Raw genomic sequence first — 24,919 nt, 5'->3', positions numbered from 1 at the left:
CTGCTGCTAACGAGTAGTTGGCTGTGAAAGTCATCCTTCAGTGGCGCTATTTTTTGAACATATGAGTGCATGAAATCGTCAACTGAATCGCCACGGATAATCTAGACACTTCCGAGCCGTTGATAATACTGGTTTTCATATTCTGTCGGTGACATCTGATCGCCGGAACCATGCCGACGCTTACTGTTATAAAACATTTCGATGTAATCAAAAATATCGCTGCGGGCTTCTTCCCGCGTTCCGTAGATCTTTTTCTTTATCCGTTCGCGTTTCAGCAACTGGAAAAAGCTTTCTGCAACCGCATTATCATGGCAGTTACCGCGACGGCTCATGCTGCCCTCCAGACCGTGTGATTTCAGGAACGACTGCCACTCATGGCTTGTGTACTGACTGCCCTGATCCGAATGAACCAGCACCTGTTTTTGGGGATTACGCCGCCATACAGCCATTAGCAGAGCGTTCAGGACAATGTCCTTTGTCATCCGGGATTGCATGGACCAGCCGATAATTTTGCGTGAGAACAGATCAACCACCACGGCAAGATACAGCCAGCCTTCGTGGGTCCTGAGTAGAGTAAGAGGCAGGGCGTAGTCGGACTATTTCCCTGCCTCTCCTCCCCGAACCGGACGTGCACCTTTCAGCGCATCCGGCTCTCCATTTAAATGCTGGCGAACGCCATTGCCACTTCTGTAAAGCGCGATGTATACGTGTTTCTGGTCTCTGTCCTCAGATAGGGATTACCTTCGGGTAGCCGCCAGCGGAACAGCTTCTTGCCTTGCCCCACCAACCGGTACAGTATTTCGCCGCTGAGCTTGCCGTGATTGGTTTTACCAAATAAAACCCACGTTTTGCTCTGACCCGGTTTCGGTGATTTACACCACCACCTCATCAGGGAAGCGATACCTGTACGGTATTTGCGGGCCAGCCAGTGAGCCAGCTTCCAGAACACGACACGGTCGATATAACTGAAGACTTTGGCCTTAAAATCAACGAACTTATAGAACATGGCCCAGCCTTTCAGTTTTCGGTTGAGTTGTTCAGCCATATCGACTTTGCTTTCACTGTAGTTGCCTGATAACAGTGCTGTCAGCGATGCGGCGAAGTTTCTGGCTTTCTCCTGCGGGATCGTTGAGACCACTCGCATCTCGCCATAACGACTGCGTTTGCGAATGATCCTGTGCCCCAGAAAGATAAAGCCGTCATTAACATGGGTGATTTTAGTCTTATCCATGTTCAGCCTGAGTTTCAGACTGCCTTCGAGCACACCCCGACACTCCTCCCTGATGGCTTCCGCCTGTGCTTTGGTGCCTTTGACGATGAGGACAAAATCATCGGCATAGCGGCAGTACGCCACCGCGGGTTTCCACTGCCAGTTTTCTCTGACCGCCGTACTTCGGCCCCGTTGGATACTGTTATTCCAGTACCACCGATCTTTTCTGGCTTTCCCGCTCAGGTAGCGCTCATGCAGGTATTGATCGAACTCATTCAGCATGATGTTCGATAATAGCGGCGATATAACACCGCCCTGTGGTACACCTTCACTGGCCGCCCGAAAGAGACCGACATCGATATGTCCCGCCTTGATGGTTTTCCACAGCAGAGTCATGAAACGTGCGTCACTGATCCTGCGGCGTACAGCCTTCATCAGCAGTCGATGATGTACGGTGTCGAAGTAACTGGACAGGTCGCCTTCAATCACCCAGCGTCCCCGGGTTTCACCACAGTCTGTGAGCTGTAATTTCACCGTGCGGATCGCGTGGTGGACACTGCGCTCAGGCCGGAAGCCATATGAGAGCGTATGAAAATCACTCTCCCATATCGGCTCCATCGCCATCAGCATGGCCCGCTGAACAATACGATCCCGCAACGCGGGGATACCCAGTGGTCGCAGTTTGCCGTTGCTTTTAGGGATGTAAACCCGTCTGGCGGGCAAGGGCTGGTAGTGGCCTGAGAGTAATTCATCCCTGAGGATTTGCAGCTCAACAGCCAGTCTGGCCTGTAGCATTGTTTTATTCACGCCATCAACGCCGGGGGTATGGGCCCCCTTTGATGAAAGCGTGATCCGCGCCGCTTCAGCCAGCCATTCTGGTTGTGTTATCAGACGCAGCAGCCGTTGAATCCGTAGGGACGGATCGGTGGCTGCCCATGTGGCAAGCTTGCGTTGCATTTCGCTGATTATCAAAGGTCTTCACCTCGTTAGGTCAGTTAATTCACGTCGCAAACACATTCAAACTGCTTCCCTTCGCCATGTAATGGGCTTTCCCCATCGCGGACTACTACGGAAGCTCCGCCAGCCAGCGCGTCATCGGAGCCATGCCCCCTTAACATCCGTCGCTGACCTTCCCCGGTTTACCTGCCTGGACTCAGGCATACTGAGGAGGCTGCCCGTCGCACTCTTTATCCTTGCTTGCCGCAAGTTGGCAGAAGTCAGCAACGCAAGCGTGATAGACGCTGCTGCCCCGGTGTTTCGCATACATGTCAAAACACCTTCGACCGGCAGTGCTTACGTATCACTGCCAGTTCCTCCTGCACGGCCTGTCAGATCACGTAGGCCGTGGTGACGTTTTCAACCCACAGAGGCGGATTAACGGGTTCATGTTCTTCAGCCTTTCAGTACTTAACCTTGAGGATCATCTCGGCTTAGTGATCTCGCCTCAATCCCCGTTGTCAGCGGGTTACATCACCCTGCGGGCATGCCGCAGGTCACTGCCGCTCAGGTTGCCGAACAGGAGGCGCTGAACCGTGCCCTTCTGGAAAAACTGAACGAGCGTGAACGCGAAATAGATCACCTGCAGGCGCAACTGGATAAGCTGCGCCGGATGAACTTCGGCAGCCGCTCCGAAAAAGTCTCCCGCCGTATCGCGCAGATGGAAGCCGACCTTAAGCAGTTGCAGAAAGAAAGCGATACCCTTACCGGCCGGGTGGATGACCCGGCCGTGCAGCGCCCGCTGCGGCAGACCCGTACCCGCAAACCGTTCCCTGAATCACTTCCCCGTGACGAAAAACGGCTGCTGCCGGCAGCGTCATGCTGCCCGGAATGTGGTGGTGCGCTGAGTTACCTGGGTGAAGATGCCGCCGAACAGCTGGAGCTGATGCGCAGCGCCTTCCGGGTTATCCGGACAGTACGTGAAAAGCATGCCTGTACTCAGTGCGATGCCATCGTGCAGGCCCCCGCGCCTTCACGGCCCATCGAGCGGGGTATCGCAGGACCGGGGCTGCTGGCCCGCGTGCTGAGTTCAAAGTATGCAGAGCACACCCCGCTGTACCGCCAGTCTGAAATATACGGCCGCCAGGGTGTGGAGCTGAGCCGCTCACTGCTGTCGGGCTGGGTGGATGCGTGTTGCCGGCTACTGTCACCGCTGGAAGGGGCGCTTCAGGACTATGTGCTGACTGACGGTAAGCTCCATGCTGATGACACGCCTGTCCCGGTGCTGTTGCCAGGTAATAAGAAAACGAAGACCGGGCGGTTATGGACCTACGTTCGTGACGACCGTAACGCCGGGTCAGAGCTGGCGCCGGCAGTGTGGTTCGCTTACAGCCCGGACAGAAAAGGTATCCACCCGCAGAGCCATCTCGCTGGCTTCAGCGGTGTTCTGCAGGCGGATGCGTACGCCGGGTTCAACGAACTGTACCGCAATGGACAGATAACGGAAGCTGCCTGCTGGGCTCATGCCCGCCGCAAGATCCACGATGTGCACGTTCGCACCCCGTCAGCGCTGACGGAGGAAGCCCTGAAACGGATCGGTGAGTTATATGCCATCGAGGCGGAAATAAGGGGGATGCCGGCGAAGCGACGCCTTGCAGAACGTCAGCAAAAAGCTAAACCGCGGCTGAAATCCCTGGAAAGCTGGCTGCGTGAAAAGGTGAAAACGCTGTCGCGACACTCAGAACTGGCGAAAGCGTTAACGTACGTACTGAACCAGTGGCCGGCGCTGGCTTACTATACTGACGACGGCTGGGCCGAGGCAGATAACAACATAGCTGAGAATGCGCTACGGATGGTCAGCCTGGGCCGCAAAAACTACCTGTTCTTCGGTTCGGATCATGGAGGAGAGCGGGGAGCGCTGCTGTACAGCCTGATCGGGACATGCAAACTGAACGGAGTGGAGCCAGAAAGCTACCTCCGTTATGTCCTTGACGTCATTGCTGACTGGCCGATAAACCGGGTCAGCGAACTACTCCCCTGGCGCGTAGCACTGCCAACTGAATAACACATCCCCGTCAATACGGTTCTCGCTGCACGCTTACTAAAGTTATGTGAGTGATGACCGATAAGGATGTCTGTCTGAAGAAAACTGTCTCCAGGGAGAAAATATGTTCTTGCATAACGTAAAGATTCGCTCGAAATTATTTATCGCGTTTGGTTTGTTTGTTGTACTGATGATGGTGAGTTCGGGCCTTTCGCTGTTGAGTCTGGATCGTAGTAACAGTGGGATGCAGAACATCATTACCACTGACTATCCGATTACGGTAAAAGCCAATCTGCTCATTGATAATTTTCAGGAGATTGTCAGTACTCAACAATTGATGTTATTGGATGAGGAAGGTAAATGGACTCAGGCGTCCCAGAAAAAGCTCGATACCATCAGCCAGCAAATTTCTGCTCTGCTGGATGCGCTGAGTGCAGCGCCTCTCAATGATGCATCCAAAAAAATTATTGCGGAAATCCGCGATGTGCGTGAGCAGTATGTGGCTTCCCGATTCCGCATTCTGCAGGCGCTGCAGAATCACGATCGCTCTGGTGCGATGCACGAGATGATGACCCGCACAGTGAATGTGCAGCAGGCTTATAAAGCAAAAGTGCAGGAATTGATCGCCATTGAAAATGCCAAGATGCAGAAGGCGGGCGCTCAGGTGGAATACGATTTCCACACCAATCGCGCACTGTTGATTACTCTGGCGCTGATAAGCATTGCTGCCGGTTGTGTGATGGGTTGGTATATTGTGCGCTCAATTACCCGACCCCTTAACGAAGCCGTACAGTTTGCCGAGGCGATTGCGCAGGGCGATCTCACTCGCAACATCAGTATGGAACGAAAGGATGAGACCGGTGTGCTGCTGCAAGCGCTGATGGCAATGAAAACCCGACTGTTAGAGATTGTCGAGGAAGTGCAAAACGGCTCCGAGAATATCTCTGCTGCGGCGGCACAGATTGTCGCGGGTAATCAGGATTTGGCTGCGCGTACCGAAGAACAGGCAAGCTCGGTAGAACAGACCGCAGCGTCGATGGAACAAATTACTGCGACGGTCAAAACGACGGCAGACCATACCCATGAAGCGACGAAGCTGTCTACCGGAGCGGCGACGGTCGTGAAAAACAACGGTGAGATGATGAATCAGGTGACGCAGAAAATACGCGTGATTAATGAAACCTCTAACCGTATGTCAGAAATTATCAACCTGATAGATTCGATTGCTTTTCAAACCAATATTTTGGCGCTGAATGCGGCTGTCGAAGCAGCGCGCGCTGGTGAGCACGGGCGTGGTTTTGCGGTAGTTGCCGGAGAAGTGCGTCAACTGGCGCAAAAAAGCGCATCGTCTGCCAGCGAGATCCGCAATCTGATTGAAGACTCCACCAGTCATACCCGGGAAGGGCTGGCGTTGGTTGAAAAAGCCAACGCGTTGATCAATGGAATGGTCACTAACGTTGAAGATATGGATGTGATATTACGGGAAATCGCTCAGGCCAGCCGCGAGCAGACGGACGGTATTTCGCAGATTAACAGTGCGATTGGCCTGATCGACACCACCACGCAACAGAACTCCTGTCTGGTAGAAGAGTCCGTTGCGGCAGCGGCGTCATTAAACGAACAGGCATTACACTTAAAAGAGATGATCAAAGTGTTCCGCGTGCGTAAAGAAGACGCGCAGCCTGCTTAATCAAGCTGGGTGATGTCCAGCGATGCGCGATCGATAATACCGATGATCTTCTTGATTTGCGCTTCGCTGGTGTCACCGTGATTGACCCGCAGATCCAGCACGGCTTTAAAATTCTCCAGTGCTCTTTTCATCTGTGGATTCTTGCGTAATTCAAAGCCGACACTGCGTGCTTTAATACGTTCGTGGATATGTTCCAGATGTTCCTGGTTCTCTTCCAGCCATTGCAGGCCTTGCTCCGTGATTGTTATTTGCTTACGTCCACCTTCCTCGTCACGGATAGCAATAAGCGACTGATCCTGCAAGAAATCCAGTGTCGGATAAATCACGCCCGGGCTTGGGGTGTAATTACCCTGAGTCAATGTTTCAATCGCTTTGATTAGCTCATAACCGTGACTGGCATCGCGGGTCAAAATATCCAGAATCACCAGACGTAATTCGCCGTGGCCGAAGAAGCGCTGACGTCGACCGCCACCACCGCCGCGCCCGTGTCGGTGTCCGCAGCCATGCTCATGGTGGTGTTCTTTGTCACAGCCTTCGTGACGACGTTCTTCACCTTTGCAGCAACCTTCGTGGTGTTCTCTGTGGTGATCTTCGTGGCGATGTCCTTCGCTTTTACTGCAGCCTTCGTGCTGGTGTTCTGCATGTTTGCAGCAACCTTCATGATGATCCTGCATCATTCATCTCCTGATGTTATTTAGATATATCTAATTTATATCTAAATTTTTTATGTTTGCAAGTCTACTCGTAAATATTAATCTAGTTGATTGATTTGTATGTTTTTATTTTTACTCATGACGTTTGAGATGGTCCATCCTAACCCTATCAAAAAAGTTCTTGCAATATTCTCAATTAGCAATCATTATCATTTGAGATTTGTTTAGATATATCTAATCTCTGTCACGAAGGCGAAAAAATGACAAATAACACTTCACGCTATCCACAGCGCGTTCGCAATGAGCTGCGCTTCCGTGAACTGACCGTCCTGCGCGTTGAACGTATCAGCGCAGGTTTTCAACGCATTGTATTGGGCGGTGATGCTCTGGATGGTTTTAGCTCACAGGGTTTTGACGACCATACCAAGGTCTTTTTCCCGGAACCGGGCAGTCACTTTGTACCACCCGTAGTGACGGATGAGGGGATTGTCTGGCCAGAGGGTGTGCGTCCGGTATCCCGTGATTACACGCCGTTGTATGACCAGGCACGCCATGAACTGGCGCTGGATTTTTATATCCACGACGGCGGAGTGGCGTGTACGTGGGCGATGAATGCGCGTGAAGGTGACAAATTGACGATTGGCGGACCACGTGGCTCGCTGGTGGTGCCAGAGGATTATGCGTACCAGGTTTATGTGTGTGATGAATCTGGAATGCCTGCGCTACGTCGTCGGCTGGAGGCGATCGGTCGTTTAGCGGTACGTCCAAACGTGACGGCGCTGGTCAGCGTACGCGATACAGCGTATCAGGACTATTTTGCTCATCTCGACGGTTTTACAATTCAGTGGTTTGTCGGCCATGACGAACAGGCAGTGAATGAGCAGCTTTCACAACTGACCGTGCCTGCACAGGATTATTTCATTTGGATAACTGGTGAAGGAAAAGTGGTGAAAAACCTGAGCACCCGCTTTGCTACTGAGGCTTTCGATCAGCAGTTGGTGCGTGCAGCGGCTTACTGGCATCAACGTCGGAACGTTAATTAATAATGTGACGGTGAAACGCCAAACGCCTGGCGGAATGCATAACTAAACGCTGCGGTGCTTGAATACCCCACATCGAGCGCCACGGCGGTTACGCTTTTATTTTTCTTCAGCATGAGTACGGACTCCAGAATTCGCATTTTTTGCTTCCAGACGCTGAAGGGTAATCCGGTTTCTTTTTTGAAATGGCGCGAAAAGGTACGGGCAGACATACCCAAATGTTGTGCCCAATACTCAACTGAATGTTCCAGCGCCGGAGACGCTTGTATTGTTCGGCACACTTTGGTTAATTCGCGATCCTGTGGCCACGGTAAGGCTTTGTTGAATAAATCAGATTTCGGGTAAGTCTCCCCGTAGCGGGTTGTGTTTTCAGGCAATACGCACGCTTTCAGGCATACCTGCTTTCGTCATTTTGTTCAGCGCTCGTACCAGGGCCATAGCCTCCGCAACCTGACCATCGTAGTCACGCAGCGTCAGTGAACCCCCGAACAGCTGTTTTACCCGGTACATCGCCGTTTCCGCTATCGAGCGACGGTTGTAATCTGTTGTCCATTTCCACCGCGCATTACTCCCGGTCATTCGCTGATTAGCCACTGCACGGTTACGGTCTGCATATTCACCGGGCCAGTAACCCGCACCTTTTCGGGGAGGGATAAGCGCGCTGATTTTCTTACGCCGCAGTTCATCGTGACAGAGCCGGGTGTCGTAAGCGCCGTCTGCCGATGCTGCCCTGATTTTTCTGTGAGTCTGCCGGATAAGACCCGGGAAGGCTTCTGAGTCCGTCACATTGTTCAGCGACAGGTCTGCACAGATGATTTCATGTGTGTTGCTGTCAACTGCCAGATGCAACTTTCGCCATATACGACGGCGTTCTTTGCCGTGTTTTTTGACTTTCCATTCGCCTTCACCAAAGACCTTCAGCCCGGTGGAATCAATCACCAGATGCGCGATTTCACCCCGGGTGAACGTTTTGAAACTGACATTAACCGACTTTGCGCGCTTGCTGACACTGGTGTAATCCGGGCAGCGCAACGGAACATTCATCAGTGTAAAAATGGAATCAATAAAACCCTGTGCAGCCCGCAGGGTCAACCTGAACACGCGTTTAATGACCAGAACGGTGGTGATGGCGAGATCAGAATAGCGCTGAGGTCTTCCCCGTGATGAAGGCGTTGTCGACTCATACCAGTCCTGAATAGCTTCATCATCCAGCCAGAAAGTTATGGAGCCACGGTTGATGAGGGCTTTATTGTAGGTGGGCCAGTTGGTGATTTTGAACTTTTGCTTTGCCACGGAACGGTCTGCGTTGTCGGGAAGATGCGTGATCTGATCCTTCAACTCAGCAAAAGTTCGATTTATTCAACAAAGCCGTATCCGCAATAAGTATCTTAATTTCTGAACAAGGCTACTGATTTTATTGATATAAATTGATAGCATCATTGTGTGGAAAATATCATAAGGAAGTAAAATGAAAGCTGGGTCTTATTTTTATTCTTTAAAATTAGTTTCTGATAAATTGAAGATAGATCCTGAGTTGATCGTTGATGAGTGGCTTCAACATAGGGTTTCATTGTATATGAAATTGAATTCTTTGCCCTGTAGAATTATTCGGTATATTGGTGCCGATTCTTTTTTGTTGAAATACGAGATTTTAAAAATAAAAAATGGAATGGATTATTATCAACATGAGTTAATGCCGGAATTCAAAGTTAGACAATTCCATCCAACCAAGAATACCGACATTGATGCCAGGTTAATAAATAATGACCTTGGAATATCCCGTTTTACATATAGTGGTTATGCGTATGGTTATTGGAGATTGAAACCAACAAAAACAGCCCATTTTTTAAAAGAAAAAATTATATCACCAGGCCTAAATATTGTGTTAAGTGATAATGAAGTCCTTGAGAGTATCACTATTCATGGGCGAGATGATAGTGATTATTTAATTTTGTCCAATGAGGCGTCAGAAATTTTAGTTGAGGTGTATGTTGATAGTAAATCTTTTGATTTTTTGCAGAATTATTATTTATTAAGTGATGAAGTGGAAGTTTCTAAAGACAGCATTGATTATAATTATTGTGATATAAAAAAGTCAGTGGATTCAATTCCGTTTATTGAACACTATAGAGCGGCGCTATATATTTTTATACATGAATGGTGGGGGGCGGGATCATCTGAGGAAGTAGTGATTAATAAATTGGTCACACATCTTGAAATGAGTCATCAACTAAAAGTTAAGCATTCAACTGTTAAACGATGGGCTGAAAAACCGCAAATAAATGCAAAATATAGAAGCATGTCTGATCAGAAAAAAGTTTTGTCCATTTTAATTTCTGAGTACTGTAGTACGAAAAACATTAAAAAAGAACCTATGGCAGTTGCATCTTTGTTGAATGAATTTATTCACTCTGAGAAATATTGTTTTAACTGTGAAGTCACTTTTAGTGAACTAGAGGTAGCCACATGGATAATTTAATCATAATACATAAAAATTTTGTCTTACTAAGTGGCTATTAACTGCTTAGTAAGACAAGAATGACTTTCTTGAGTTGTAAATCTGATACATGCTTCTTTTACCAAAACAATGGAGGCAGTATGAAAACAACATTCAAGTATCCAACATCAAGCGAACGCTTGCAGATCCTGCGCAACTATGGCGAACCCCATGATCGCCTCGTACGTGAAAAAGAACGTCAGTGCATCACATCGATATCTCGTTCAACGGCTTGGAAACTGGAGCAAGTTGGTCAGTTTCCGTTGCGTAAGTCTATTGGGTTGAAGTCCTGTGGTTGGTTGTTAAGCGATCTGCTTTGCTGGATTAACGAACGTTAGGATCCAGAGGTTTTGTGCTTTTATTTTTTTGTTTTTTTCTGAATGCTCCGTGTTCATCCTGCTATTTCTGCAATTAATAGCGGAATGGCAACTTGAGCGAAACTTTTTAACGTTAATTTTATTAGAGGTATTGCATGTTTAACGCTCGTCCTTTTCCTATTGATTCGTTTCCTCAGATTATCAGAAATGCGGTTTATGAAGTGGAACAGCACACGCAGGCTCCTCAGGCTTTGATTGCCGCATCGGTACTGGGAGTTATTTCGCTTGCATGCCAGAACCGTATTGATGTGTGCCGACTGAATAATTTGCGCAGTCCGGTATCACTTTTCTTACTGACGCTGGCGGAATCTGGTGAACGCAAAAGTACTGTGGACAAACTACTGATGAAGCCATTGTATCAACTGGAAGAAGAATGGTTTGAAAAATATAACCATGACTTGGTTGTCTGGAGGAATGAAGAAACGGTTTTTAACATTGAAAAGAAAGCCCTGATGTCAAAACTGAAGTCAGATATTCGCAAGAATAAAGATCACTCGGCAACGAATGAACGTCTGAAAGAGTTTCTGGAGTCGCATCTTAGAGCACCAGTGAGGTTCAAGCAGATATTTAACGACGCTACACCTGCGGCTATTAAGGATTACCTCTGTGGCTACTGGCGTTCTATCGGTATTATGTCTGATGAGGCTGGTACCATTTTTAATGGTTATACGCTGAACGAACTCCCTTTTATCAACAAAATGTGGGATGGTGCAACTTTTTCCATGGATAGGAAAAGCGAACCAGAGAAATTAATCAAAAATGCCAGACTGACGTTAGGTTTGATGGTTCAGCCTGATATATTTAAAGGTTATCTGCAACGTAAAGGTGATGCAGCTAAAGGTATCGGATTCTTCGCACGGTGCTTGATATGTCAGCCTGATTCAAAGCAAGGTTCCAGAATAATCTCCAGCCCAGTTATTTCAAGTGAACATTTGCCGATATTCCATCAGCGACTGATGGAGATAGTTAACGAAAATATTGCTAGAGATAATCAAAATGAACGTCTTTGTCTGCGCTTCTTGGTAGAAGCGGAAAATCGCTGGATAGAATTTTATAACAAGGTGGAGTCAGATATGGGCTTACTTGGCACCTTAACAGACTTTAAAGACTATGCATCTAAGGTCGCAGAAAATACGGCAAGAGTGGCCGCTCTTCTGCATTTTTTTAATGGCAATGATGGAGATATACCTCTTTCTGCAGTCGAAGATGCTGTGAGGATATCGACCTGGTATCTAAATGAGTACATCCACTTATTTTCTAAGCCTCAAGAATTTACTCTGGCAATCTCGGAGGCGGATGAGCTTTATTGGTGGATAAAAAACCATTGTAATCGCCTTGTAGTACCTTACATTACTAAAAATACCATCCTCCAATATGGACCTAATAAATTCAGGAGTCGTAGTAAAGCAAATGAATTGCTGAGTGCTTTGTTCTCTCAAAATAAAATCCTTGTAGGGAAGAGGGGGAAAACTACATTAATAGCTATCGCTGGTTTGAACCCCGCAACTTCATTCTAAGTAAATGTTTTAATTCAGGAGTAAAAATGAACCATGAGCCCACCTCAGTTAAGGGTTTATTATCATGATAGGTAATATATATTAGATTCATCACTTACTTCAATATCATAAAACTGGATGCTATATGACATACGATAGTGAATACGGATCACACGTATCCCTATATCGGGATAGAATCAAACAGGTTATTGATGACTCTCTCAATGAACATCCTAATTCAATGATTCTACGTGTTGATCTGCATGACCCAATTGATACAGAAAATATGGATAACCCATTCTTTCAACCCAGGGTTGACTCTGGTGCTATATCTCGCTTTACTAGTGCGTTAAAAGCAAAGCTTGAACACGATAAGCATATTAAAACTCAACGAAAAGACTGGCCTGAGAGTCGACATTCTACCTTACGTTACGCATGGGTTAGAGAATATACCAAAAATGGAAAGCGGCATTATCATTTAATACTGTGCTTCAATCAGGATGCTTATTATCATGTAGGTGATTACGATTTAAACCGTAACACTCTAAGAACAATGATAACAACAGCTTGGTACAGTGCACTTGGCATCCCGCTTGATGACTCTGGGAAGTTAGTTAATTACCCGTCAAATGGCAAATACCTTCTCAATCGTAAAAGGAACAACTTCGAGCAAACTTACAACGATTTGATGAACAGGGTGGATTACATGACCAAAGTAAGGACTAAAATAGTCGGTGATGGAGACCGTAATTTCGGTTGCAGTCGCGGGTAATTTATTTTTTACAGCAATGGCCTTTCTTATGGATGGAAAGGCCAATATTCTTCAGTTAAAATTATTAGCTGCTTGGGGTGTGCATATCGGACGAAAAGATAGCATCCAGAATTTCAGTCGATTTCAGTAACTTTTCAAGTGCTGTTCTTAGTGGGGAAAATACCTCATGCTCCACTGGAAATTCAGGTAATGCTGCCAACTTACTGATTTAGTGTATGATGGTGATTTTAAGGTGCTTGCGTGGCTTCCATTTCCATCAGATGTCCTTCCTGCTCCGCTACTGAAGGCGTGGTGCGTAACGGCAAAAGCACTGCCGGACATCAGCGCTATCTCTGCTCTCATTGCCGTAAAACATGGCAACTACAGTTCACTTACACCGCCTCTCAGCCCGGTACGCACCAGAAAATCATTGATATGGCCATGAATGGCGTCGGATGTCGCGCCAGTGCACGCATTATGGGCGTTGGCCTCAACACGGTTTTACGTCACTTAAAAACTCAGGCCGCAGTCGGTAACCTCGCGCATACAACCGGGCAGTGATGTGATTGTCTGCGCTGAAATGGACGAACAGTGGGGCTACGTCGGTGCTAAATCACGTCAGCGCTGGCTGTTTTACGCGTATGACAGGATACGGAGGACGGTTGTGGCGCACGTCTTCGGTGAACGCACTCTGGCCACACTGGAGCGTCTTCTGAGCCTGCTGTCGGCCTTTGAGGTCGTGGTATGGATGACGGATGGCTGGCCGCTGTATGAATCACGCCTGAAGGGAAAGCTGCACGTTATCAGCAAGCGTTACACTCAGCGCATTGAGCGACATAACCTGAATCTGAGACAACATCTGGCAAGGCTGGGACGGAAGTCACTGTCGTTCTCAAAATCGGTGGAGCTGCATGACAAGGTCATCGGGCATTATCTGAACATAAAACACTATCAGTAAGTTGGAGTCATTACCATGTTTCTATAACGTTAGATTAATGCCTAACAACTATAAAACCTTACTGCCCAATGCCCTATCGCCCCTCGGACAATTTGCCCTTATCCACTGATCGGGCTTGAGGATGAGGGGGGCAGAATAACCTAACGACTTAGGGGCCGGGATCACAGGCGGCAGCTGTTTAACGCTTACCTTAATTCAAATTATTTTCAGACATATATCATTCTTCTGAACATACCCGACTAACGGCGGAATCTCACGATTCTGCCGTTTTTGTATTATTTTTCAGAGGAGTAGTAATGAACAATTCTGAAGGTTTGAAGCCGTTTCAGCAGTCGCTTGATGGTCTGCCACAATGGGTATCTGAACGTATATTGCAGCAGATAAATCAGTTAACCCGCTACGAGCCAGTGATCGGCATTATGGGTAAATCCGGAGCCGGGAAATCCAGCCTGTGTAATGTCCTGTTTGCCAGTGAGGTATCGCCAGTCAGCGATGTTGCTGCCTGTACCCGTGAGCCACTGCGCTTTCGGCTGCAGGTTGGTGAGCGGTTTATGACGCTGGTGGACCTGCCCGGTGTGGGTGAAAGTGGCGCTCGCGATACCGAGTATGCTGCGCTGTACCGCGAACAGCTTCCTCGCCTCGACCTGGTGCTGTGGCTCATTAAAGCCGATGACCGCGCACTGGCAGTGGATGAGCACTTTTATCATCAGGTAATTGGGGAGGCATACCGGCATAAAGTACTGTTTGTGATCAGCCAGTCGGATAAGGCCGAACCCACCAGCGGTGAGGGACTATTGTCCACGGCGCAGAAGCAGAATATCAGCCGCAAAATCTGTCTGCTGCATGAGCTGTTCCAGCCCGTACATCCGGTGTGTGCTGTGTCGGTCCGTCTACAATGGGGGCTACGGGTGGTGGCCGAACGAATGATTAAGTGCCTGCCACGTGAGGCCACCAGCCCGGTAGTGTCGCAACTCCAGTCTTCCTTTCGCACGACGGTAGTCCGGGAGCAGGCTCGTAGCGACTTTGGTGAAACCGTCGGTGCTGTACTCGATAGCATCAGTGCCTTTCCCCTGATACCCGCCCCGGTGCGGGCCGTCATTCAGGCCGTGCGCACCACCGTGGTGTCAGTGGCCCGCGCCGTCTGGGATTTCTTCTTCTGAATATTTAACCCATTCCTGTTATTTCCCTGACCCTGTCGCCGATGCGACGGGGATCCCTTTTATTTGTTTTCCCGTTATGAGGAGTCTGCTTATGACCCGTCTGGCTTCGCGCTTTGGCGCAGCAAACCTTATTCGTCGCGACCGCCCGTTAACCCGCGAAGAGCTGTTTCGCGTGGTGCCCAGTGTATTCAGTGAGGACAAACACGCATCCCGTAGTGAGCGTTATACCTATATACCCACCATATCCCTGCTGGACAGCCTGCAGCGCGAAGGCTTCCAGCCGTTCTTTGCCTGTCAGACCCGGGTACGCGACCTGGGTCGACGCGAGCACACAAAACACATGCTACGCCTTCGTCGGGAGGGGCAGATTACCGGTAAACAGGTACCAGAAATTATCCTGCTCAACTCCCATGATGGCACCAGTTCGTACCAGATGTTGCCGGGTTTATTTCGTGCGGTTTGTCAGAACGGGCTCGTCTGCGGTGAGTCATTTGGCGAGGTGCGTGTGCCGCACAAAGGCGATGTAGTGAGTCAGGTGATTGAGGGGGCCTATGAAGTGCTGGGCATTTTTGACCGTGTGGAGGAGAAGCGGGATGCGATGCAGTCGTTGCTGTTGCCACCACCTGCGCAGCAGGCACTGGCAAAAGCCGCGCTGACGTACCGCTTTGGTGAGGACCACCAGCCGGTGACTGAGTCGCAGATCCTCTCCCCGCGCCGCTGGCAGGATGAGAGTAGCGACCTGTGGACCACGTACCAGCGAATTCAGGAGAACCTGATTAAGGGTGGGCTCAGTGGCCGTAATGCCAAAGGAGGACGGTCACATACCCGTGCCGTTCGCGGTATCGACGGGGACGTGAAACTTAACCGGGCACTGTGGGTGATGGCGGAAGCGATGCTCACGCAACTGCAGTGACCGTTTAATGTTGCCGCTTTGTTAATATCGGACACCACCTGTCCGCATCGCACCGTGCTGGCGGTCCTCACTCACTGAGGAATGGCCTGTAACCCCCGCTGCCTCTGGCTTTTGCAGAAATGAAAAATAGTTTCTGTGATGTCCATACCCTGTCCGACCCCCTCTTTAAAGTAATCACATCATTTTCAGTCAGTTAACTTTCACGGAGAACGTCTCATGACACAGGCAGAACGCCGCCATGACCGGCTGGCTGTCAGGCTGTCACTGATAATCAGCCGTCTGGTGGCAGGGGAAACGCTGAGTGTGCGTAAGCTGGCCGCTGAGTTTGGTGTGTCGGTGCGCACGCTGCGGCGTGATTTTCGTGAGCGGCTGATGTATCTGGACCTGGAGTATCAGTCCGGATATTGCCGCTTACGTACTGCGGGCAGTGAGACGCAGATGGTGCCCGACGTGCTTATCTTTGCCCACCGCAGCGGGATGGCCGGTCTTTTCCCTGGCTTTAACCGTCGTCTGGTAAACGCACTGCTGATGTGCGATGAGTCTCCCTGCGTAATCGCACCCGCCAGTCCGGCTCCTTCGCTATCAGGCGCATTGTCTTTCTGGCGACTGATTCAGGCCATTACCGGGCGCAGGCGGGTGACGCTGATTGCCGAGGGGCAGCGCTGTGAGCGGCTGGCACCCTGCCGGTTACTTATCCACCAGCAGGCCTGGTATCTGGTGGCAGAGCACGACGGACATATCGCCGTATTCACCCTGGATGAAATCCATCTGGTTCAACCCCTGCAGGAGTCTTTTCGCCGCAACGACAGTCTGTGCAGTCTGGTTGAAGACCCGGTGTTTATTCAGGCCTTACCCCATTTTCGCTTTATCCAGCAGTCGCTGCTTGCGTTTGTTCCGGCCGACAGCCCACCGGAATAGTGCAGGTCTATCTCAACTCATCCGCAGGGAGAGCCTATGCCATTTATTGCCATTATCGCCATTGTTGTCATCGTCATCATTCTGAACAAAACCGGGGTGTCCGACAGCCTCACGGCCCTGACCCTTGCCACCGTTGCCGCACTGCTGACGGGCGGAGGGGCAGCCGGTGCGGCCAGTGTCGCACTGACACCGTTCGTCGGCGTGCCGGTGGGTATTTTCGTGGGCATTTATGTCTTTGCCAAAGTGGTTCGTCTGATTTCAGGAAAAAAATAATGAAACGTAAAACACTGTCTCTGCTGGTGCTGGTTGCCATCACGCTGTTTCTCAGCGCATGCGATAACAGAAGTGATGACCTGAAGGCCATCAGCAAATTTAAGGATCTCACCCCACCGCGTTTCAGTGATGTGGTCAGCCACCAGGATGATGTCAGCGAAGAATGGTCACAGGTTGACTACTTATCCGGTCCCACCTTGCAGGTTTTACGTACCCACCAGTCGCCCGATGGCTGCGAGGGTGGCAGTTACTACTACCTCGTGGATATGCAGGAAAAAACCGTCCAGCCACTGATGAATGCGCTGTGTATTGCCGATAACATCAAACTGGAATACCAGGAGGTGACGGACCCGTATACCAAAGAAAGATACTTTGAGTACGCCCATGACGGCAAACTGATGGGTCGACTGCTGATACCCTCAAACCCTGAGAACCAGGAATAAAAATAACGATAAAGGAGAGAGAAATGACAATACGTTCACTAAGTCGATTTATGCTGGCGGGTGTACTGCTCGCGAGCTTTAATGCCTCTGCGATCCCGGGGTTCTGGCAGCAGGGTTACGGTCAGGGCAATACGGAATACAGTGTGACCGAAGCCAGCGGGAAGACGTTTACCATCAACTGCACAGGGAACCCGGACCAGAATGGTTTCTATCAGCATTCTGTTTTTCTTACCCTTGCCGATGACAAGACGGTCAGTTCGCACGATGACGACACCACTATCACCGTAGTGATGGATCACCAGCAATATATTATTCCGTCCAGCCTGGGCTGGCGTAACGGCGATAATGCCTGGTTTGACTTCATCAGCAATATCTCTGAGGCCGGGCAGTTCGACGTCTACGTCAATGACCACAAAGCAGGGAGCTTCACGGCAGACCGGAAGAACGCAGAGAAAGTTCTGTCCACTCTCGGAGACTGCAGTAACGACTGATAGCAGTATCTTCCCCAGCAAATCCACCCCGACAGCCAGCAGGCTGCCGGGGTTTTCTTTTATCAGGAGTCCGAAAATGTCCCAATCCGTGTTGCTGCCACCGGGGCCTTTCACCCGGAGACAAGCGCAAGCGGTCACTACCACTTACAGCAATATCACACTCGAAGACGACCAGGGCAGTCACTTCCGCCTGGTGGTTCGAGACACTGAAGGCCGGATGCTCTGGCGGGCATGGAACTTTGAACCGGATGCCGGTGAAGGTCTTAACCGCTATATCCGCACCTCAGGCATCCATACAGGCACCTCCACCCGCTGAGCCCGAAGCATTTACCCGCGACATTTCACCTTCCCGAATACCCTTTATTCCCCATTCGCCAGCCATCGCCGCTGGCGTTTTTGATTAACGGAGAAATATCCATGACAACGCAGACACAGCAAGACCTCGCCCCCGCGAACCAACCTGAATTTGAACTGACCGTCACGCCGGTCCCCGATGAACAGCGTATCGATTTCTGGTCACAGTACTTTGGCGCTATCCCGCAGTGGCTACTCCTGGAGCCGCATATCTTCGCCTGGATGGACCGCTTCTGCGAGGGCTACAGCGGCGGCATCTGGTCGTTCTACACCCTCAGCAATGGCGGCGCGTTTATGGCCCCTGATGCTGACAATGACGATAAATGGCATCTGTTCAACGGCATGAACGGCAATGGTGCGGAAATGAGCGCGGAAGCCGCAGGTATCGCTGTCTGCCTGATTGAATACAGCCATCACGCCTGTCGCACCGAATGCGATGCCATGACAGAGCACTATTACCGCCTGCGGGAGTATGCTCTGCGGCATCCTGAAGCTCACGCCATTTTGCGTATCATCGACTGACCGGAGGCACAACGGATGAAACAGCTTTCCTTTTTACCCGGCGAGATGACGCCACAGGACCGGCGTCTCATTCAGCGGGCGCTCAGGGCTCTGGACCGCCACCTGCATGAGCCCGGGGTGGCCTTCACCTCCTCACATGCTGTCCGTGAATGGCTGCGACTGCATATGGCCGCACTTGAGCGAGAAGAGTTCCGGGTGTTGTACTTGGACAACCAGAACCAGCTTATCGCCCATGAAACGCTCTTTACCGGCACGATTAACCGCACCGAGGTGCATCCCCGGGAAGTGGTCAAACGTGCTCTGCACTTCAACGCGGCTGCGGTGATATTGGCGCATAACCATCCTTCCGGCGAGACAGCTCCCAGCCAGGCTGACAAAGCCCTCACGCAGCGACTGGTGCAGGCACTTCAGCTGGTGGATATCCGCGTTCCTGACCACCTGATTGTCGGCGGCAGGCAAATCTATTCGTTTGCAGAACACGGCCTGTTGTGAGGTATGACATGAAAATTATCAGTAAACGCCGGGCAATGACGATATACCGCCAGCATCCTGAGTCCCGGATCTTTCGCTACTGCAGTGGAAAATATCAGTGGCACGGTAGCGTCTGTCATTACACCGGTAGGGATGTGCCGGATATCACCGGAGTCCTCGCGGTATACGCCGAACGACGCCAGGACCGTAACGGGCCCTATACCTGCCTGATGAGCATCACCCTGAACTGACAATAAAAGGAGAGCCGCCATGACCCACACCATCTGGGGCCTGCAGCGGAATATCACGCCGCGCCTGGGAGCCCGTCTGGTGCAGGAGGGGAACCGGCTGCATTATCTGGCTGACCGGGCCAGTATCACCGGCAAGTTCAGTGACACCGAATGCCGGAAGCTGGATGAAACATTCCCGCACTTTATCCGCCAGATGGAATCGATGCTGACCACTGGTGAAATGAATCCCCGCAATGCCCACTGTGTCACCCTGTTCCACAACGGTTTCACCTGTGAAGCCGACACCCTTGGCAGTTGCGGTTACGTGTACATCGCCATTTATCCCACCCAGCGCTAATAACTTTCACGAGAGCAAACATGAAAACTTTACCTGCAACAACTCAGCGGGCGGTGAAGCCCTGCCTGTCACCCGTGGCTGTCTGGCAAATGCTACTGACACGCCTGCTGGAACAGCACTATGGTCTCACCCTCAACGACACACCGTTCAGTGAGGAACGTGTTATACAGGAACATATCGATGCCGGGATCTCGCTGGCTGATGCCGTGAATTTTCTGGTGGAAAAATACGAACTGGTGCGTATCGACAGGAAGGGATTTAACTGGCAGGAACAATCCCCTTATCTCCGGGCTGTAGACATTCTGCGAGCGCGGCAGGCAACTGGCTTGTTGCGGCAAAGCCGTAAAAATTCGGTACGGTGAATATTACAGGCAGTGCTACTGGCTTTCATCACTATCCGGGGATGCTGGCAGCGAGATGAAGAGGGCAGGGTAGCAATTCCTTACCTGACCCATTACCTGACCCAAATCGCATCCAAAGAAAAAGGAGTCAGACGATTTCTCATCTAACTCCTTGTTTTGTTTGGTGGCCCCTGTTGGGTTTGAACCAACGACCAAGCGATTATGAGTCGCCTGCTCTAACCACTGAGCTAAGGGGCCGTGGCGGTGAATTATAAAGTAACTCCCCTCAGCAATCCAGCCATTCAAACCTGCCTGCTGTTTTTATAAACAACGCATAATCAATCCTTTATACTTCCATAACGATGTATCAGTGGGAGTAAAGATGATCAACGACATTCTGGCCCCTGGGCTGCGGGTGGTGTTCTGCGGAATTAACCCTGGCAAGTCCTCGGCGCACACCGGTTTTCACTTCGCCCATCCGGGGAATCGTTTCTGGAAGGTTATCCATCAGGCGGGGTTTACTGACCGTTTGCTCAAGCCCGAAGAAGAGCAACACCTTCTGGATACGCGCTGCGGTATCACCATGCTGGTCGAGCGTCCTACGGTGCAGGCAACGGAGGTCAACCTGCATGAACTGCGCAGCGGCGGTCGGGAGCTGATCAAGAAAATAGATGATTATCAGCCGGCAGCTCTGGCAATCCTCGGTAAGCAGGCCTACGAGCAGGCGTTCAGCCAGCGTGGAACGAAGTGGGGCAAGCAGAGCATCATGATTGGCGTTACGCAGGTGTGGGTGTTGCCGAACCCGAGCGGGCTCAACAGAGCAACACTGGATAAGCTGGTAGAGGCTTATCGGGAGCTGGATGAGGCGTTGATGGTGCGGGGGCTTTAGGGGCCTCTCCGGCCTGATGCCCTCGCCCTGAGAGGGAATAAACAAAAAAAAAGCTCCCCGAAGGGAGCTTTTTCACTGTCAGGACTGATTAGTCGTCCAGGAAGCTACGCAGTACTTCAGAGCGGCTTGGATGGCGCAGTTTACGCAGCGCCTTCGCTTCGATCTGACGGATACGTTCGCGGGTAACGTCAAACTGTTTACCCACTTCTTCCAGCGTGTGGTCGGTGTTCATGTCGATACCGAAACGCATACGCAGAACTTTTGCTTCACGGGCGGTCAGGCCAGCCAGAACGTCGTGCGTCGCGGCACGCAGGCTCTCGGTGGTGGCAGAGTCCAGCGGCAGCTCGAGGGTGGTATCCTCGATGAAATCACCCAGATGCGAATCTTCATCATCACCGATTGGTGTTTCCATGGAGATTGGCTCTTTGGCGATCTTCAGCACTTTACGGATTTTGTCTTCTGGCATCAGCATGCGCTCAGCCAGCTCTTCCGGCGTCGGTTCGCGACCCATCTCCTGCAGCATCTGGCGAGAAATACGGTTGAGCTTGTTGATGGTCTCAATCATATGCACCGGAATACGGATGGTGCGCGCCTGATCCGCGATAGAGCGGGTGATCGCCTGACGGATCCACCAGGTTGCATAGGTGGAGAACTTGTAGCCACGACGATATTCAAACTTATCTACCGCTTTCATCAGACCGATGTTGCCTTCCTGAATCAGATCCAGGAACTGCAGACCACGGTTGGTGTATTTCTTAGCGATAGAGATAACCAGACGCAAGTTCGCTTCAACCATCTCTTTCTTCGCACGGCGGGCTTTCGCTTCACCGATGGACATACGACGGTTGATGTCTTTAACCTGTTCGATGGTCAGGCCGGTCTCTTCTTCAATCTGTTGCAGCTTCTGCAGGCCACGATGCACATCGTCCTTCACGTCGTGCAGTTTTTCAGACCACGGCTTGTTCATCGCGATAGCGGCGTTGAACCAGGTTTCGCTGGTTTCGTTGCCGGTGAAGAGGGTGATGAAGTTCTTCTTCGGCATTTTGCACTGCTCAACGCACAGCTTCATGATGATGCGTTCCTGGGTACGTACGCGATCCATCATCACGCGCATGCTGTTAACCAGGTAGTCGAACTGTTTTGGCACCAGGCGGAACTGTTTGAACACTTCAGACAGTTTCAGGATCTCTTCCTGAGCGGCGGCATGGCTGCGGCCTTTCGCTTTGATGGTGTCACGCGTCACTTCGTACTGGGTACGCAGCTCGGCAAACTTCTCACGCGCCAGTTCAGGGTCGATGCTGTTGTCATCGTCGCTGCTGTCGTCGTCGCCGTCTTCCTCATCTTCGTCTTCGTCGTCATCCATCTCTTCCTGAGACAGTTCAGAACCGACGTGAGTGGCGGTGGGTGCCATATCTTCTTCGGCGTTAGGGTCGACAAAACCGGTGATCAGGTCAGACAGGCGCGCTTCTTCCGCTTCAACGCGATCGTACTGCTCCAGCAGATAGGTGATCGCTTCCGGGTATTCGGCAACAGAGCACTGAACCTGGTTGATCCCGTCTTCGATGCGTTTTGCGATGTCAATTTCGCCTTCGCGGGTCAACAGTTCAACGGTACCCATTTCGCGCATGTACATGCGGACCGGGTCAGTGGTACGCCCGATTTCAGATTCCACGCTGGACAGTACCTGTGCAGCAGCTTCTTCCGCATCTTCGTCAGTGTTGTTGGAGGTTTCAGCCAGCAACAGATCATCGGCATCCGGTGCTTCTTCCATCACCTGAATGCCCATGTCATTGATCATTTGGATGATGTCTTCGATTTGATCTGAATCGACGATATCTTCCGGCAGATGGTCATTGACCTCGGCATAGGTCAGATAGCCTTGCTCCTTACCGCGTTGGACAAGAAGTTTCAGCTGTGACTGCGGGTTTTGCTCCATAAGACGGTATCCACACTTAATTCGTTTGATTGGTGTCGGCGATGGGGCTGCCAACCTTTAAAGCGAGGGCGTACTTATATTTTTGCCGCTGCCTCTCAGTGCGGCTGCCGGGGGCTTCCCGATCGATATTCGGCACTTAAGCCGTTAAATTCTTTTATTTCTTCGCCAGTTCCTGGTTAATCATCCAGAGTTCCCGGCGTTCTTCGCTGCTTAAGCCGTGTGTGCGCTCGCGAGCAATCAACTCTTCCTGGCGCAGCTCAAGCATCGAATCAAACATATGGTTGAGTGAGTCGGTGAACGTTTTTTCTGCAATATCCTTATCTGCTATATCGTCCCACATCGACAGTTTTTCAAGGGTTACGGCCTCTTTTGTGCCGCGATAATGTTCTAAAAGTTGTCCGGTGGTCAGACCTGGTTGCGACAAACAAATGTTGACCAATTCTGAAAATAAGCCAAGTCCGGGCAATTTTTCGTGGTTCAAACCCGCCAGCGACGGCACTTGCGGAGCAAGTTCGGGGTTTTGCACCAGTAACCCTATCAGTATACGCATGGTTGTGCGTTTTAGCTGAGGCGCGGGGCGAACCGCACCATTTTCAGCCTGTTTTGGCATTAAACGTTCAAGCTGGCTGTCATCCAGAATGCCAAGCTTGTTGCCTAACTCCTGACGCAGATAGATACGCAGCGTTTCGCCCGGCACCTGGCTGATTAACGGCAGTGCCAGCGTACTGAGCTGCGCGCGTCCGTCAGGGGTACTCAAATCCACCTGCGGCATCAGGCTGTTAAACAAAAACGTGGAGAGCGGCTGAGCCTGCTCCATCCGCGCTTCAAACGCCGCTTTGCCCTCTTTACGCACCAGCGTATCCGGGTCTTCACCGTCGGGCAGAAACATAAAGCGCAATTGACGCCCGTCGGTCATGTAAGGAAGTGCCGTTTCCAGCGCGCGCCAGGCGGCATCCCGTCCTGCGCGGTCACCGTCGTAACAGCAGATGACGTTGTTGGTCACCCTGAACAGCAACTGAATATGATCGGCCGTGGTGGACGTCCCTAACGACGCAACGGCGTAGTTAATGTCGTACTGCGCCAGGGCAACGACATCCATATAGCCTTCGACGACCAGAAGACGCGGAGGTTCCGCATTATCTTGCTGCGCCTCATAAAGGCCATACAGCTGACGGCCTTTATGGAAAATATCGGTTTCCGGGGAGTTGAGGTATTTCGGCAGGGCATCACCCAATACGCGACCACCAAAACCTATTACCCGTCCACGCTTGTCGCGAATCGGGAACATCACCCGTTCGCGGAAGCGGTCGTAGCTTCGTCCCTGGTCATTGGTGACCAGCATGCCTGCATCGATGAGGGATTTACGATCTTCGCTATTGCCGCCAAAACGCTTTAACACGTTATCCCAGCCGGGCGGGGCGTAACCAATAGCGAAACGCGCAATGACATCGTCGCTCAGTCCGCGCTTGTTCAGATACTGACGCGCAGGCTCAGCCGCAGAGTGCTTAAGAGACTGTTGGTAAAACGAATTCAGGCCATCCATCAGCTGATACAGCGTTTGCCGTTGATGGCGCTCTATCTGGCTTGGCCCACTGCCTGCTTCATACGGCACTTCAAGGTTATGCATTGCCGCCAGTTCTTCGACGGTTTCAACGAACTCGAGCTTGTCGTAGTTCATTAAAAAATCAACGGCGTTACCGTGAGCACCACAGCCGAAGCAATGGTAAAACTGCTTTTCACCGTTTACGGTGAAGGAGGGGGTTTTTTCGTTATGGAACGGACAGCACGCATGGTAGTTCTTGCCCTGCTTTTTCAGCTTTACCCGCGCGTCGATGAGATCGACGATGTCGGTTCTGGCGAGCAGGTCATTGATGAAAACGCGTGGGATTCTTCCGGCCATATGCCCCAAAAATTTAAGCGACTTATAAACGAAAACAAGCCGCGCATTCCTTCCGGAAGCACGGCCTT

The 24,919-nt window shown here is 50.9% G+C and carries 26 protein-coding genes, 1 tRNA gene and 2 pseudogenes; 21 read left to right on the top strand and 8 right to left on the bottom strand.

Annotation, left to right across the window (positions count from 1 at the left end; all coding sequences use genetic code 11):
- Nucleotides 1–101: 101 nt before the first annotated feature.
- Together ACLHV8_RS19190 and ltrA are read right to left on the bottom strand one after the other, a co-directional pair.
- Nucleotides 102–578 (bottom strand): annotated as a pseudogene (locus ACLHV8_RS19190) (IS3 family transposase); the annotation flags it as partial.
- An 80-nt stretch (nucleotides 579–658) separates the two neighbouring features.
- A complete protein-coding gene (gene ltrA, locus ACLHV8_RS19185; RefSeq protein WP_001189109.1) occupies nucleotides 659–2,167 on the bottom strand; it encodes a group II intron reverse transcriptase/maturase in 1,509 nt (502 codons plus the stop codon).
- A 526-nt stretch (nucleotides 2,168–2,693) separates the two neighbouring features.
- On the opposite strand from ltrA, the gene ACLHV8_RS19180 reads away from it, so the two are divergent.
- Both ACLHV8_RS19180 and ACLHV8_RS19175 read left to right on the top strand, forming a co-directional pair.
- Nucleotides 2,694–4,211: an IS66-like element ISKpn24 family transposase gene (locus tag ACLHV8_RS19180; protein ID WP_063448351.1), complete on the top strand. Its 1,518-nt coding sequence runs from the start codon at nucleotides 2,694–2,696 to the stop codon at nucleotides 4,209–4,211.
- A 103-nt stretch (nucleotides 4,212–4,314) separates the two neighbouring features.
- Nucleotides 4,315–5,880: a methyl-accepting chemotaxis protein gene (locus tag ACLHV8_RS19175; RefSeq protein WP_049120612.1), complete on the top strand. Its 1,566-nt coding sequence runs from the start codon at nucleotides 4,315–4,317 to the stop codon at nucleotides 5,878–5,880.
- Here ACLHV8_RS19175 and ACLHV8_RS19170 read toward each other — a convergent pair.
- Nucleotides 5,877–6,554: a PadR family transcriptional regulator gene (locus tag ACLHV8_RS19170; protein WP_049120613.1), complete on the bottom strand. Its 678-nt coding sequence runs from the start codon at nucleotides 6,552–6,554 to the stop codon at nucleotides 5,877–5,879. The two genes, ACLHV8_RS19175 and ACLHV8_RS19170, sit on opposite strands and share 4 nt — an antisense overlap.
- Before the next feature lie 239 nt (nucleotides 6,555–6,793).
- Between ACLHV8_RS19170 and ACLHV8_RS19165 the strand changes: the two genes are divergently transcribed.
- Nucleotides 6,794–7,576 carry a siderophore-interacting protein gene (locus ACLHV8_RS19165; RefSeq protein WP_049120614.1) on the top strand — a complete coding sequence of 261 codons (783 nt, stop codon included), beginning with the start codon at nucleotides 6,794–6,796 and terminating at the stop codon, nucleotides 7,574–7,576.
- Here the strand turns inward: ACLHV8_RS19165 and ACLHV8_RS19160 are convergent.
- Nucleotides 7,573–7,887: pseudogene (locus ACLHV8_RS19160) on the bottom strand (helix-turn-helix domain-containing protein); the annotation flags it as partial. The gene ACLHV8_RS19165 and the pseudogene ACLHV8_RS19160 sit on opposite strands and share 4 nt — an antisense overlap.
- Before the next feature lie 55 nt (nucleotides 7,888–7,942).
- Entirely contained in the window at nucleotides 7,943–8,911 is a 969-nt protein-coding gene (locus ACLHV8_RS19155) for an IS5 family transposase (protein ID WP_160863459.1), read from the bottom strand.
- A 130-nt stretch (nucleotides 8,912–9,041) separates the two neighbouring features.
- On the opposite strand from ACLHV8_RS19155, the gene ACLHV8_RS19150 reads away from it, so the two are divergent.
- The 17 genes from ACLHV8_RS19150 to ACLHV8_RS19070 all read left to right on the top strand — a co-directional run bounded on the left by ACLHV8_RS19150 (nucleotide 9,042) and on the right by ACLHV8_RS19070 (nucleotide 20,147).
- Complete coding sequence (locus tag ACLHV8_RS19150) at nucleotides 9,042–10,052, top strand: hypothetical protein (RefSeq protein ID WP_208595336.1); 1,011 nt, start codon at nucleotides 9,042–9,044, stop codon at nucleotides 10,050–10,052.
- A gap of 119 nt (nucleotides 10,053–10,171) precedes the next feature.
- Nucleotides 10,172–10,408, top strand: a complete 237-nt coding sequence (locus ACLHV8_RS19145) for a helix-turn-helix transcriptional regulator (protein ID WP_016243847.1) — start codon at nucleotides 10,172–10,174, stop codon at nucleotides 10,406–10,408.
- 134 nt (nucleotides 10,409–10,542) lie between these two features.
- Nucleotides 10,543–11,964 (top strand): YfjI family protein, encoded by a 1,422-nt coding sequence (locus ACLHV8_RS19140; RefSeq protein WP_208595335.1) that lies wholly within the window; start codon nucleotides 10,543–10,545, stop codon nucleotides 11,962–11,964.
- Between the two features lie 124 nt (nucleotides 11,965–12,088).
- Nucleotides 12,089–12,715, top strand: a complete 627-nt coding sequence (locus ACLHV8_RS19135; protein ID WP_016243845.1) for an inovirus Gp2 family protein — start codon at nucleotides 12,089–12,091, stop codon at nucleotides 12,713–12,715.
- Between the two features lie 240 nt (nucleotides 12,716–12,955).
- A protein-coding gene (locus ACLHV8_RS19130; RefSeq protein WP_094110542.1) for an IS1 family transposase occupies nucleotides 12,956–13,652 on the top strand; the annotation gives its coding sequence in 2 pieces (ribosomal slippage) (nucleotides 12,956–13,209 and nucleotides 13,208–13,652; 699 coding nt in all).
- Nucleotides 13,653–13,948: 296 nt separating this feature from the next.
- Nucleotides 13,949–14,812: a GTPase family protein gene (locus ACLHV8_RS19125; protein ID WP_049120332.1), complete on the top strand. Its 864-nt coding sequence runs from the start codon at nucleotides 13,949–13,951 to the stop codon at nucleotides 14,810–14,812.
- Between the two features lie 91 nt (nucleotides 14,813–14,903).
- Nucleotides 14,904–15,725 (top strand): DUF932 domain-containing protein, encoded by an 822-nt coding sequence (locus ACLHV8_RS19120; RefSeq protein ID WP_049120334.1) that lies wholly within the window; start codon nucleotides 14,904–14,906, stop codon nucleotides 15,723–15,725.
- A 216-nt stretch (nucleotides 15,726–15,941) separates the two neighbouring features.
- The gene (locus ACLHV8_RS19115) at nucleotides 15,942–16,643 is read left to right on the top strand and encodes a WYL domain-containing protein (RefSeq protein ID WP_049120335.1); all 702 of its coding nucleotides are present in this window, start codon (nucleotides 15,942–15,944) and stop codon (nucleotides 16,641–16,643) included.
- Nucleotides 16,644–16,679: 36 nt separating this feature from the next.
- Nucleotides 16,680–16,916, top strand: coding sequence for a protein YpjK (ypjK, locus tag ACLHV8_RS19110; RefSeq protein ID WP_001115854.1), 237 nt, complete (start codon nucleotides 16,680–16,682; stop codon nucleotides 16,914–16,916).
- Nucleotides 16,916–17,359, top strand: a complete 444-nt coding sequence (locus ACLHV8_RS19105) for a YfjS/YafY family lipoprotein (RefSeq protein WP_049120338.1) — start codon at nucleotides 16,916–16,918, stop codon at nucleotides 17,357–17,359. Before ypjK ends, ACLHV8_RS19105 begins: the two co-directional genes overlap by 1 nt.
- Before the next feature lie 23 nt (nucleotides 17,360–17,382).
- Entirely contained in the window at nucleotides 17,383–17,850 is a 468-nt protein-coding gene (ykfB, locus tag ACLHV8_RS19100; RefSeq protein WP_016239439.1) for a protein YkfB, read from the top strand.
- 76 nt (nucleotides 17,851–17,926) lie between these two features.
- Nucleotides 17,927–18,166, top strand: a complete 240-nt coding sequence (locus ACLHV8_RS19095) for a DUF905 domain-containing protein (protein WP_049120340.1) — start codon at nucleotides 17,927–17,929, stop codon at nucleotides 18,164–18,166.
- A 101-nt stretch (nucleotides 18,167–18,267) separates the two neighbouring features.
- A complete protein-coding gene (locus ACLHV8_RS19090; RefSeq protein WP_104678497.1) occupies nucleotides 18,268–18,726 on the top strand; it encodes an antirestriction protein in 459 nt (152 codons plus the stop codon).
- Between the two features lie 15 nt (nucleotides 18,727–18,741).
- On the top strand, nucleotides 18,742–19,218 hold the full coding sequence (gene radC, locus ACLHV8_RS19085) for a RadC family protein (RefSeq protein WP_032655090.1): 477 nt from the start codon (nucleotides 18,742–18,744) through the stop codon (nucleotides 19,216–19,218).
- Between the two features lie 8 nt (nucleotides 19,219–19,226).
- A complete protein-coding gene (locus ACLHV8_RS19080; protein WP_007893437.1) occupies nucleotides 19,227–19,448 on the top strand; it encodes a DUF987 domain-containing protein in 222 nt (73 codons plus the stop codon).
- Nucleotides 19,449–19,467: 19 nt separating this feature from the next.
- Nucleotides 19,468–19,785 carry a type IV toxin-antitoxin system YeeU family antitoxin gene (locus ACLHV8_RS19075; RefSeq protein ID WP_049120341.1) on the top strand — a complete coding sequence of 106 codons (318 nt, stop codon included), beginning with the start codon at nucleotides 19,468–19,470 and terminating at the stop codon, nucleotides 19,783–19,785.
- A 20-nt stretch (nucleotides 19,786–19,805) separates the two neighbouring features.
- Complete coding sequence (locus ACLHV8_RS19070) at nucleotides 19,806–20,147, top strand: TA system toxin CbtA family protein (RefSeq protein ID WP_016243829.1); 342 nt, start codon at nucleotides 19,806–19,808, stop codon at nucleotides 20,145–20,147.
- Nucleotides 20,148–20,308: 161 nt separating this feature from the next.
- On the opposite strand, the gene ACLHV8_RS19065 is transcribed toward ACLHV8_RS19070, so the two are convergent.
- Nucleotides 20,309–20,384: transfer RNA gene (locus tag ACLHV8_RS19065), tRNA-Ile, on the bottom strand.
- 124 nt (nucleotides 20,385–20,508) lie between these two features.
- Here ACLHV8_RS19065 and mug point away from each other — a divergent pair.
- A complete protein-coding gene (gene mug, locus ACLHV8_RS19060; RefSeq protein ID WP_028021370.1) occupies nucleotides 20,509–21,015 on the top strand; it encodes a G/U mismatch-specific DNA glycosylase in 507 nt (168 codons plus the stop codon).
- 88 nt (nucleotides 21,016–21,103) lie between these two features.
- Here the strand turns inward: mug and rpoD are convergent, their stop codons facing one another.
- Together rpoD and dnaG are read right to left on the bottom strand one after the other, a co-directional pair.
- Complete coding sequence (gene rpoD / locus ACLHV8_RS19055) at nucleotides 21,104–22,951, bottom strand: RNA polymerase sigma factor RpoD (protein ID WP_028017129.1); 1,848 nt, start codon at nucleotides 22,949–22,951, stop codon at nucleotides 21,104–21,106.
- Between the two features lie 154 nt (nucleotides 22,952–23,105).
- Nucleotides 23,106–24,851, bottom strand: coding sequence for a DNA primase (dnaG, locus tag ACLHV8_RS19050; RefSeq protein ID WP_208595023.1), 1,746 nt, complete (start codon nucleotides 24,849–24,851; stop codon nucleotides 23,106–23,108).
- Nucleotides 24,852–24,919 lie beyond the last annotated feature (68 nt).

This window comes from Enterobacter sp. CPE_E863, assembly GCF_046521465.1.
In the GTDB taxonomy this organism is placed as follows: domain Bacteria; phylum Pseudomonadota; class Gammaproteobacteria; order Enterobacterales; family Enterobacteriaceae; genus Enterobacter; species Enterobacter adelaidei.
Note: the sequence above shows the minus strand (reverse complement) of the source record. Positions and strands in the feature narration are given on the sequence as shown.

What these genes read in the sequence shown, in the direction of transcription:
- ltrA (WP_001189109.1), bottom strand. Translation starts at nt 2,167, where the DNA reads ATGCAACGCAAGCTTGCCACATGGGCAGCCACCGATCCGTCCCTACGG.
- ACLHV8_RS19180 (WP_063448351.1), top strand. Translation starts at nt 2,694, where the DNA reads ATGCCGCAGGTCACTGCCGCTCAGGTTGCCGAACAGGAGGCGCTGAAC.
- ACLHV8_RS19175 (WP_049120612.1), top strand. Translation starts at nt 4,315, where the DNA reads ATGTTCTTGCATAACGTAAAGATTCGCTCGAAATTATTTATCGCGTTT.
- ACLHV8_RS19170 (WP_049120613.1), bottom strand. Translation starts at nt 6,554, where the DNA reads ATGCAGGATCATCATGAAGGTTGCTGCAAACATGCAGAACACCAGCAC.
- ACLHV8_RS19165 (WP_049120614.1), top strand. Translation starts at nt 6,794, where the DNA reads ATGACAAATAACACTTCACGCTATCCACAGCGCGTTCGCAATGAGCTG.
- ACLHV8_RS19150 (WP_208595336.1), top strand. Translation starts at nt 9,042, where the DNA reads ATGAAAGCTGGGTCTTATTTTTATTCTTTAAAATTAGTTTCTGATAAA.
- ACLHV8_RS19145 (WP_016243847.1), top strand. Translation starts at nt 10,172, where the DNA reads ATGAAAACAACATTCAAGTATCCAACATCAAGCGAACGCTTGCAGATC.
- ACLHV8_RS19140 (WP_208595335.1), top strand. Translation starts at nt 10,543, where the DNA reads ATGTTTAACGCTCGTCCTTTTCCTATTGATTCGTTTCCTCAGATTATC.
- ACLHV8_RS19135 (WP_016243845.1), top strand. Translation starts at nt 12,089, where the DNA reads ATGACATACGATAGTGAATACGGATCACACGTATCCCTATATCGGGAT.
- ACLHV8_RS19125 (WP_049120332.1), top strand. Translation starts at nt 13,949, where the DNA reads ATGAACAATTCTGAAGGTTTGAAGCCGTTTCAGCAGTCGCTTGATGGT.
- ACLHV8_RS19120 (WP_049120334.1), top strand. Translation starts at nt 14,904, where the DNA reads ATGACCCGTCTGGCTTCGCGCTTTGGCGCAGCAAACCTTATTCGTCGC.
- ACLHV8_RS19115 (WP_049120335.1), top strand. Translation starts at nt 15,942, where the DNA reads ATGACACAGGCAGAACGCCGCCATGACCGGCTGGCTGTCAGGCTGTCA.
- ypjK (WP_001115854.1), top strand. Translation starts at nt 16,680, where the DNA reads ATGCCATTTATTGCCATTATCGCCATTGTTGTCATCGTCATCATTCTG.
- ACLHV8_RS19105 (WP_049120338.1), top strand. Translation starts at nt 16,916, where the DNA reads ATGAAACGTAAAACACTGTCTCTGCTGGTGCTGGTTGCCATCACGCTG.
- ykfB (WP_016239439.1), top strand. Translation starts at nt 17,383, where the DNA reads ATGACAATACGTTCACTAAGTCGATTTATGCTGGCGGGTGTACTGCTC.
- ACLHV8_RS19095 (WP_049120340.1), top strand. Translation starts at nt 17,927, where the DNA reads ATGTCCCAATCCGTGTTGCTGCCACCGGGGCCTTTCACCCGGAGACAA.
- ACLHV8_RS19090 (WP_104678497.1), top strand. Translation starts at nt 18,268, where the DNA reads ATGACAACGCAGACACAGCAAGACCTCGCCCCCGCGAACCAACCTGAA.
- radC (WP_032655090.1), top strand. Translation starts at nt 18,742, where the DNA reads ATGAAACAGCTTTCCTTTTTACCCGGCGAGATGACGCCACAGGACCGG.
- ACLHV8_RS19080 (WP_007893437.1), top strand. Translation starts at nt 19,227, where the DNA reads ATGAAAATTATCAGTAAACGCCGGGCAATGACGATATACCGCCAGCAT.
- ACLHV8_RS19075 (WP_049120341.1), top strand. Translation starts at nt 19,468, where the DNA reads ATGACCCACACCATCTGGGGCCTGCAGCGGAATATCACGCCGCGCCTG.
- ACLHV8_RS19070 (WP_016243829.1), top strand. Translation starts at nt 19,806, where the DNA reads ATGAAAACTTTACCTGCAACAACTCAGCGGGCGGTGAAGCCCTGCCTG.
- mug (WP_028021370.1), top strand. Translation starts at nt 20,509, where the DNA reads ATGATCAACGACATTCTGGCCCCTGGGCTGCGGGTGGTGTTCTGCGGA.
- rpoD (WP_028017129.1), bottom strand. Translation starts at nt 22,951, where the DNA reads ATGGAGCAAAACCCGCAGTCACAGCTGAAACTTCTTGTCCAACGCGGT.
- dnaG (WP_208595023.1), bottom strand. Translation starts at nt 24,851, where the DNA reads ATGGCCGGAAGAATCCCACGCGTTTTCATCAATGACCTGCTCGCCAGA.